Origin of the sequence: Nocardia sp. JMUB6875, assembly GCF_041154655.1 — a bacterium.
GTDB lineage: Bacteria > Actinomycetota > Actinomycetes > Mycobacteriales > Mycobacteriaceae > Nocardia.
This window is the reverse complement of sequence record NZ_BAAFGR010000249.1, coordinates 1-7,938: the sequence shown is the minus strand read 5'-3', so window position 1 is coordinate 7,938 and position 7,938 is coordinate 1. Positions and strand designations below refer to the sequence as shown.

Here is a 7,938-nt window from a genome sequence, read left to right as displayed (position 1 = left end):
ACCCGCTGGAAAGCGGCGTTGAACGCCTTCGACATCACCTTCGACGGCCGACTCACCGCCGGACGGAACTAACCCAATCAACCCGAGTTACACCGTTATCTGGACAGACCCGGACGGTCCGCATCTCTCCAGCCGCGGCGGTCGCCTCGGACATGACATGCCGAAAGTAGGCGTCGTGTGGGTTCTTTGGCAACGGGTTGAGGTTAGTGACAATCGTTGACCTGGGCGGTGGTTGGTGCTGAGCTGGATTCATGGCCGAGAACGCTGTCGAGGAGTTGATAGAACGCGTGCGGGAGCAGGTCTCGGGCGGCGCGGACGGTAATCGGTTTCTGGAGTTGCTGGAACGCGGCAGGGTTCCCCGTGAGCGGCTGGTCTGGCTTGCTGGGGAGGAATACCGCATCGTGGATAGCGACCGCCGTAGTTTTGCGCTACTGGCCGCTCGATATCCGGAACCGCCCTCCGGTGGCTTCTTTCTGGCTCTGGCACAGGGCGAATCGGAGGCCCTGCGGCTCCTGCACGACTTCGCCGCTGCGCTCGGACTCGGGGAGAAGGACCTCGAGGCCTACGAACCGCAGGCCCTCGCCCAGGCGTATCCGGCCTACCTCGCGCAGCGCGCGCTTTTCGGGACGGCGGCCGAGGTGGCGCTCGCTATGCTGACCAATCTCGAAGAATGGGGAAGCTACTGCGCGCGAACAGCTTCTGCGCTGCGCGCACGGTATGACCTCACCGATGAGGCCATCGCCTTCTTCACCTTTTTCGCGGACTCCCCGCCGGATTTCGCCGCACAGGCGACGGAGGTCGTGGCGGCCGGTCTCGCCGCCGGAGAGGCCCCCGCGGATCTCGCCCGAGCCGCACGACTGCTGCACGACTACGAAACAGCGTTCTGGAACTCCTTGGCGGCGGGCCTGTCCTGACCGGCTGGGCGGTGGTCAGCTCGAGCGGCGTAGCCGGTCGGCCAGCCAGAGGACCACGCCGTAGCCGTAGGCGGCGTCGGCGGCGGAGACGAGGGCGGAGCTGGGGAAGAGGATCGCGTGGCGGAGGCCGGAGTCGGCCAGGGCGCGAAGGCGGGACAGGATTTCGGCGGGGGTGCCGATGATGAGCCATTCGTGGAGGACCTCGTCGGTGACTTCGGCTATTGCTTCCTGGACCTCCGTTTTGGTGAGGCGGTGCGGCATCAGGTCGATCAGCCCTCGGAAGTCCTCTCCGAAGGGATGTTTCGCGCCGCAGCGGGTCCAGACCGCGGCGGGAGCGAACAAGCCCAGGTAGCGGACCGCGGGGGCGCGGAGGATGCGGCTGATCCCGGAGTGGGTGCGAGCGGTGAGCATGCTGATCATTTGGGCGGGGACGATCGCGGCGGGGTCGCGGCCCGCGGCACGGGCGGATTCATGGACCAGAGCCAGTTTCCGGGCGTACTCGTCGGGGGATTGGGATTCCCACGGGTACCAGCCGTCGGCGTAGCGGCCGGTCAACTCCAGCATGCGGGGGCCGTGGGCGCCGATCCAGATCTGCGGCATGCGGTCGGCGGGGGCCGTGAGATCCATTGGCGCATTGTCGATTTGGTAGTAGCGGCCGGAGAAGTTGATCGGGCCGTTCGAGTCCAGGGCGGCGCGCAGCACCTGCAGGGCTTCTTCGAAGCGGTCCACCGGGCGATTCCAGGTGAATCCGTACGGGTCGAGGTTCTCTCGCTCCCCGCATCCGATGCCGAGGATGGGCGGCTTCTTCGTCATGTGCGCCAGCGTGTGGAACGTCTGCGCCAACAGGATCGGATGCCGCCGATGCGGGTCGGTCGCCCCGACCCCCAACTGCACCCGCCCCGCCCCACCCGCGAGATGGGCGAGCAGCGGGGCGAAATCGAACTGCTCATCGGGGCTGCGCACCGCCTTGGCCTGCGGGGTGAAGTCGGTGTCCCAGATCGCTTTCGGGAACACGCTGATCAAATGGTCGGTCGCCAGCACCGAATCCAGCCGCCCGAGCCGCGCCATCCGCGTCACGAACCGCGCCGCCCCCAACGGCGGATTGATACCGGCCATGGTGCCCACGGCAAAGGATTTCCGATCGGATGAGTCCGCCATGATGGTCTCCTCTCGCCCGGCGATCCCACCGGCCCCTCCCATTATTCTTTGCGGCGCCGTCAGATTCGCAGAAAAGCGCTCATCATCCCGAATGCGGTCAGGACCGCGAGGTAGAGCAGCACCAGGCGCACGTCGCGCAGCCAGCATCTGCTGTGTCGCAGGCCTTTTCGCCAGGCTCGGGCATAGCCGACCAGGCCGAGGAGCCCGAAGGCGGCCACCGCCCACGGGCCGATCAACCAGGTCAGCAGGGCGACGGTGGCGAATACGCACAGGTTGAGCGGGTCATAGGGCCGCGTGTCGTCGGCGGCCCGGCGGCGCGCGGCCTCGTCGTAGTAGACGCCGCGCGATTCGCTCATCGCACCTCCACCGGGAGCAGAGTGCGTTCGGCGGGGACTGCCAAAGACAGGCGTTGGCGGGCCAGGGCGGGCCAGGCTTGCACGGCGCAGAAGGGGGCGCACTGGTCGGCTTGGTCGGCGCGGGTGCCGACGTGGACGCAGCACTGGGTGAGACGTTCCTCGATCATGGTCGACATGTCCATGAAGGGTTTGATCGTCACGCGGACTACCCGCTCGCCCAGGAGGTTTCGCAGTTTCCGTTTGCGCCCCGGCAGGGCGGAGGAGGCCAGGGTCAGCAGCGTGGACATGCCCAGGTCACAGTTTTCGCAGATGCTCGACCACGCTCGGCCGATCTCCGGGTGCGACAGGGAGGACTGTTCCGAGAGCAGCCCCATCAGCGATTCCTTGACGGCCAGGCGCAATTCGGCGGGGATCCGCGAGTCGGCGATCCGATTGGAGACCAGACCCAGGTGATCCTTCATCCGGTCGTGCCCGATCAGCGAGACCAGGGACCGCCACTGTCCGGCATCGTCGCGCAGCAGATACCCGACCGAGCAGCAGTGCGGATGCGAGCACGGCAGGGCGGTCAGATCCCGCCAGGTCACCAGACCGTCGGTCTGCGGGCCCAGCCGTCGCAGCACGCCGGTGTGCGTGAGGCGGTTCATCGGGTCGATGAGTCCGGAACGGCCCGAACCGAATTGGGGCTGAATGGAGACGCCGCCCACGAACGGGGTATCGAGGGCGACCCGCAGGACCTCGCCGATCTCGCCGTCGTTGACGCCCAGGGCGGTGGTCATGACCAGCGTTGTGAAGATCTCGGCGGTGGACAGGCGGCGCAGCGCGTCGGCCTTGAGCCGTCGCAGATCACCACCGCGGTGGTGTCGGGATGCGCCCTCGGACAGGCCGTCGAATTGCAGATACACCTCCACACGTTCGCGATGCCGGGTCAGCAGTTCCAGCAGTGCGTCATCGCGGGCTATGCGAATACCGTTGGTGTTGACCAGAATCCGAGTGATCGGCCGTGCGGTGAGCTCGTCGAGGAGCCGTTCCAGCTCCGGATGCAGTGTCGGTTCGCCGCCGCTGAGCATGAGCACGTCCAGTCGCCCGTTCTCGCGTGCGAGGCGCTGGTCGACATTGGCGAGCACCTCCTCGACCGCCACCACGCCGCGCAGATCCGGCGCGGAGTCGGCGAAGCAGGTGGGGCAGCGCAGGTTGCAGATGTCGGCGATATCGGCGAGCAGGATGCAGGTGTGCTGGGTTTGCATCTCCGGCAGCCCACGCAGGTACGCGGCGGGCACCGGTTCGAAATTGCCGGTCAGGTCGGGTATGTGCGCCTTGGTGGGGGCGGTCCATTCCTCCAGGTAGGCAAGGATTTCCGGATCCTCGTCGTACAGGGTGCGGACCATGCCGTGCCGACGGCAGCCACGCTCGAGATAGACCCGCCCGTCGCGTTCGGCGAGCCAGCCCGAGAGCCGCTGCACCTCGTGCAGCGACCGCTCCGGGGCCTCGTCGTGGCAATGCGGGCAGAATGCATTGACATAGCGCAGGATTCGATCCCCGCGCAGCGGCATACCGTTCACGAACTCCCCTACTTGTACAGCGCCGGATTGACTCCGGTGCAGAACCCCACCGTGCACACCGTGACCAGCGCCCAGCCGATCATCAAGCCGATGCCCAATCCGCGGACCACCGCGTTCCTGTTGCGGGCCATGAGTATGCCGCCGATGAAGGCCGACGCAGCACTCGCCACGGCACCGGCCGCCAGCACCGCCGTCTGGGCTCCGGAACCGGTCGAGCCGGCCAGGAGCACCACCACGACACCGAGTATCGCGTTGACGACGATGAACGCCAGCGAGCCGACAATCGCCATGCCGACGACCGTGCCACCACTGCCGCCGCTGGGTGGCGGCGGCGGATAGGGCTGATACGGCGGGGGATTCATACTCATACCGCGACCTTTCGTCCCAGGATCCCGTCGTAGGTGCCGCGCCGGTAGCCGACCCCGAGCCGCACCGCCGCCACCACCAGCCCCGGCAGCAGAAACCATTGCGGCCGAGTCAGATCCAGCAGCACGGTCTCATTGGCGCGCGTGAACTCGACCGCGAACCGGAAATAGGCGTAGGCGGCAACATACAGGGTGAACAGTTCGCCGGGGGCGGTGACACGAGTGCGCAGCCACAGCAGCGCGGCGAAGGCCAGCAGTTGGAAGATGATCTCGTAGATGAAGCTGGGATGCATGGCCAGCCCGCTCACACAGCCGGGACATCGCGGAGTGGTCGCGGGCGCGTGCACGCCCCACGGCAGACTCGTCGGCCGCCCCGGCGCCTCGGTGAGATGACATCCGATGCGCCCCACCGCCATTCCCAACGCCACCGCCGGCGCGAACAGATCCCCCGTGCGCTCCTTGTACCCGATGATCTTCTTGGCGACCAGCACCCCGACATACGCGCCCAGTAGCCCGCCGAGCACACTGCGCGCCCCGAACATCCAACTCTCGTACGGGTCCAGAGTCTCGGTGATGCTCGACAACCGCATCCCGACAGCCCCGCCGACGAGCGCCCCGGTCACCGCGATCAGCGATTGTTCGGCCGGCGCATTCCGACGCCGACATTCCAGGAAGAACACCACCGCCGCCACCGTGACCCCGAGCCCGACGAAGAACCCGTGCGTCGGGACCCCGAAGACCAACTCTGGCAGCATGTCCGCGAGCCTAACCAGCCCACCTCACGATCGCCTTGCGACCCGCAGACGCCCGTGCTCGATGAAGTCGTCGGGCAGCGACTCGCGTAGTTCACTACTCATGACCGAGGACGCCCGCGAGCGCAGACTTGGGATGGTTGGGGTGGATCACAGGCGCTGCGAGATGCTCGTCTGTCGGGGGCTGGATTGAACCGGGGCGGACGCCGACGCACCTCAACTCGGGGCGCGGCACTCGCGCCCGAACAATCTCCCGAATGGAGCGTCATGGCAAGCACACTCAACCAACGGCTCACGCCCGCAACAGAGGACCGCGTCCTGCGATCGTCCGCGGTACGTACACAGACAACCGGCGCCGACTCGTTCATCGCCAATCCGCCACAGATCGACAATGGCGACGAGGCCAGGTATGCCGACAAGTCCGGCACCTACACCAAAGGTGTGCTGCAGGAGGGCATCGGCCTGGTCGACCTGGCCGCCTATGACTCGTTCATACGGGCCTTGAGCAGCGGCAATCCCTCGGACTTCGAAAAGATTGTGCTGGGCGGGCCGCGCACGCTGAATGGTCCGCAGGGCGGGTTGAGCTTTTCTCTGTCCAGCGCGGACGTGAGCCAATTCGCGGTGCCGCCGGCGCCGGCGCTGGCGAGCGAGGCGTACGCGACCGAACTCGTCGAGCTCTACTGGGCATCACTGCTGCGCGATGTCGCCGTCACCGATTACAAGTCCAATCCGACGGCGATGAAGGCCGCGGCCGAGTTGTCGTCCATGCGGGCCTATGCCGGACCGCGTGACTCGAGCGGCGCGGTGACCCCGGAATTACTGTTCCGGGGTACTTTCGCCGGGGAATCGGTGGGACCCTACCTGTCGCAATTCCTCGTGCAGCCGACCGCGCTGGGACCATTGCCCATCACCCAGCGATACGTGACGAACAAGGCCGGCCAGGACTTCGCGCTGTCGCCCGCCGAGTACCAGCAGGTGCAGAACGGTCAGCCGACGGGTAAAAGCCTCACTCCGCTCGCGCAGCCGCTGTATCTGCACGACGGGCGCGGACTGGCCGCATACACCCACGACGATGTGCTCTATCAGGCGTACTTCCTGGCCTACCTGGTGTTGAACACCATCAACAACGGTGGACCCGCACCGCTGAACCCGGGCAATCCCTACCGAGGTTCCAAGAGCCAGAACGGCTTCGCGTCATTCGGCCAGCCGGATATCGCGGCTACCCTCGCCACCGTCGCCGATCTGGCGTTGAAGGCCGTCTGGTATCAGAAGTGGTGGGTGCATCTGCGGCACCGTCCCGAATCGGGTGGCGCGATTGTTCACCTGCTCCGCACCGGCCAGGGCGGCTCGATCCAGGGCCATGTCAGCGACACCGTGGTCGATTCGCAGGCGGTCGCCGCCAGCTTCGCGGCGAACAACAGTTACCTGCTCTCGCAGGCGTTTCCGGAAGGATCGCCGACCCATCCCGCCTATCCGACCGGGCACGGCGCGGTCGCCGGAGCCTGCATCACGGCGCTGAAGTTCTTCTTCGACGGAAGCTTCGTCCTGAAGAATCCGATCGTGGCGTCCTCCGACGGCAAATCCACCGGCAAGTACACCGCCCCCGCGGGCGAACCTCCGCTGACCGTCAACGGAGAGTTGCACAAACTCGCCGACAACATCAGCTTCGGTCACGGCATTCACGCCGGAATTCATTGGCGCAGCGATACATTGACATCGATTCAGCTCGGCGAGGCTGTCGCACTGAGTTATCTGCGAGACCGCGCCCACACCTACAACGAGCAGTTCAGTATTTCTCTCACAAAACTCGACGGTTCCACCGTAACCATAGCCAACCCGTAGCCTAGTTCGGGTTGATACCTATCAGCAGCCGCAGGCCATCCGGCCTGCGGCTGCGCTGTGTTGTGGTTCTAGCTGGGATCGAACCAGCGACCCCTCGCGTGTGAAGCGAGTGCTCTCCCGCTGAGCTATAGAACCGCGGGTGCCGCCGGGGCGGCTGGCCGGCTTGGGGTTTCCCACCGGGCCAGGCTAGAGAACTTTAGCGTGTTGACCCACTGGAACACCAAATCGGGCTGCGGCCTGGGGTTTCCGAACGGTCTAGAGCGATCCGGCTGGAAGATCAGGCGGAGACTATGCAGGCTGGGCCGAGCTTGGTGCCGGTGCCTGCGGTGGCGGTGATGGTGAAGGGTTGGTCGGAGCCGAATTCTTGGGCGGTGATGGTGTGGAGGCCTTTCCAGGCCGGGTACCAGGTGGTGGAGCCCTTGCCGGTGGCGTCGGTGACTATGCCGAGGGGGCTGAAGTTGGTCCAGTAGCCGGCTGGGGGGTTGTTGTCGGTGTTTTGGTCGAACAGGGAGATTGAGGTGTTGGGCTTGGCGGTTACGGAGATCGTGTAGGTGCAGCCGACGCCGTAGGAGGTGGAGCTGCCGAAACTCAGGCCGGGAGAGATGTCGAGGCTGGTGATGGTTGCGGCGGCGTTGGGGGCGGCCACCGCTACGGCGGCGGCCAGCGCGCCCAGGGCGGCGGTTGGGCCGAGGACTCTGCGAAGTGCGGAATTCATGGATTTCCCCTTCTCTCATGATCTTTCACTCGATGGTGAGATCTTGATCCACTCGGCGGACAGTACGCCGCGGGGGCGGGGAGCGGTCACAAGGGGTTGGCGAGCCAGGTGGTGACGCGGTCGCAGATCCAGGTCGGATCGTCAAGGGGGAGGTCGTGGCCTGCGCTGTCGTGTAGGAGCAGCGGGAGGTCGAGGGTCTCGGCGATGCGTTCGGAGCAGTGGTGGGAGACGAGGCGGTCGCCTCGGGAGGCGAGCATGAGGACGGGGATCGGGGGGC

The 7,938-nt window shown here is 66.2% G+C and carries 9 protein-coding genes and 1 tRNA gene; 2 read left to right on the top strand and 8 right to left on the bottom strand.

The window, feature by feature from the left end:
* Positions 1-251 precede the first annotated feature (251 nt).
* The gene (locus ACAM49_RS36675) at positions 252-914 is read left to right on the top strand and encodes a hypothetical protein (protein WP_369640124.1); all 663 of its coding nucleotides are present in this window, start codon (positions 252-254) and stop codon (positions 912-914) included.
* Positions 915-929: 15 nt separating this feature from the next.
* Here the strand turns inward: ACAM49_RS36675 and ACAM49_RS36670 are convergent, their stop codons facing one another.
* The 5 genes from ACAM49_RS36670 to ACAM49_RS36650 are packed head-to-tail and all read right to left on the bottom strand — an operon-like array spanning position 930 to position 5,107.
* Entirely contained in the window at positions 930-2,072 is a 1,143-nt protein-coding gene (locus tag ACAM49_RS36670; protein WP_369640123.1) for an LLM class flavin-dependent oxidoreductase, read from the bottom strand.
* Between the two features lie 59 nt (positions 2,073-2,131).
* Positions 2,132-2,428 carry a hypothetical protein gene (locus tag ACAM49_RS36665; protein ID WP_369640122.1) on the bottom strand — a complete coding sequence of 99 codons (297 nt, stop codon included), beginning with the start codon at positions 2,426-2,428 and terminating at the stop codon, positions 2,132-2,134.
* Complete coding sequence (locus tag ACAM49_RS36660) at positions 2,425-3,978, bottom strand: radical SAM protein (protein ID WP_369640125.1); 1,554 nt, start codon at positions 3,976-3,978, stop codon at positions 2,425-2,427. Before ACAM49_RS36660 ends, ACAM49_RS36665 begins: the two co-directional genes overlap by 4 nt.
* Positions 3,979-3,995: 17 nt before the next feature.
* Positions 3,996-4,355, bottom strand: coding sequence for a hypothetical protein (locus tag ACAM49_RS36655; RefSeq protein ID WP_369640121.1), 360 nt, complete (start codon positions 4,353-4,355; stop codon positions 3,996-3,998).
* Entirely contained in the window at positions 4,352-5,107 is a 756-nt protein-coding gene (locus ACAM49_RS36650) for a prolipoprotein diacylglyceryl transferase (protein ID WP_369640120.1), read from the bottom strand. Before ACAM49_RS36650 ends, ACAM49_RS36655 begins: the two co-directional genes overlap by 4 nt.
* A 264-nt stretch (positions 5,108-5,371) precedes the next feature.
* On the opposite strand from ACAM49_RS36650, the gene ACAM49_RS36645 reads away from it, so the two are divergent.
* Positions 5,372-6,946: a hypothetical protein gene (locus ACAM49_RS36645; RefSeq protein ID WP_369640119.1), complete on the top strand. Its 1,575-nt coding sequence runs from the start codon at positions 5,372-5,374 to the stop codon at positions 6,944-6,946.
* Between the two features lie 63 nt (positions 6,947-7,009).
* On the opposite strand, the gene ACAM49_RS36640 is transcribed toward ACAM49_RS36645, so the two are convergent.
* The 3 genes from ACAM49_RS36640 to ACAM49_RS36630 form a co-directional block, all read right to left on the bottom strand.
* Positions 7,010-7,081 (bottom strand) — tRNA-Val (locus tag ACAM49_RS36640).
* Between the two features lie 142 nt (positions 7,082-7,223).
* Complete coding sequence (locus ACAM49_RS36635) at positions 7,224-7,661, bottom strand: hypothetical protein (protein WP_369640118.1); 438 nt, start codon at positions 7,659-7,661, stop codon at positions 7,224-7,226.
* An 86-nt stretch (positions 7,662-7,747) separates the two neighbouring features.
* Positions 7,748-7,938: alpha/beta fold hydrolase (locus ACAM49_RS36630; RefSeq protein WP_369640117.1), on the bottom strand; the 191-nt coding region annotated here is incomplete at its 5' end.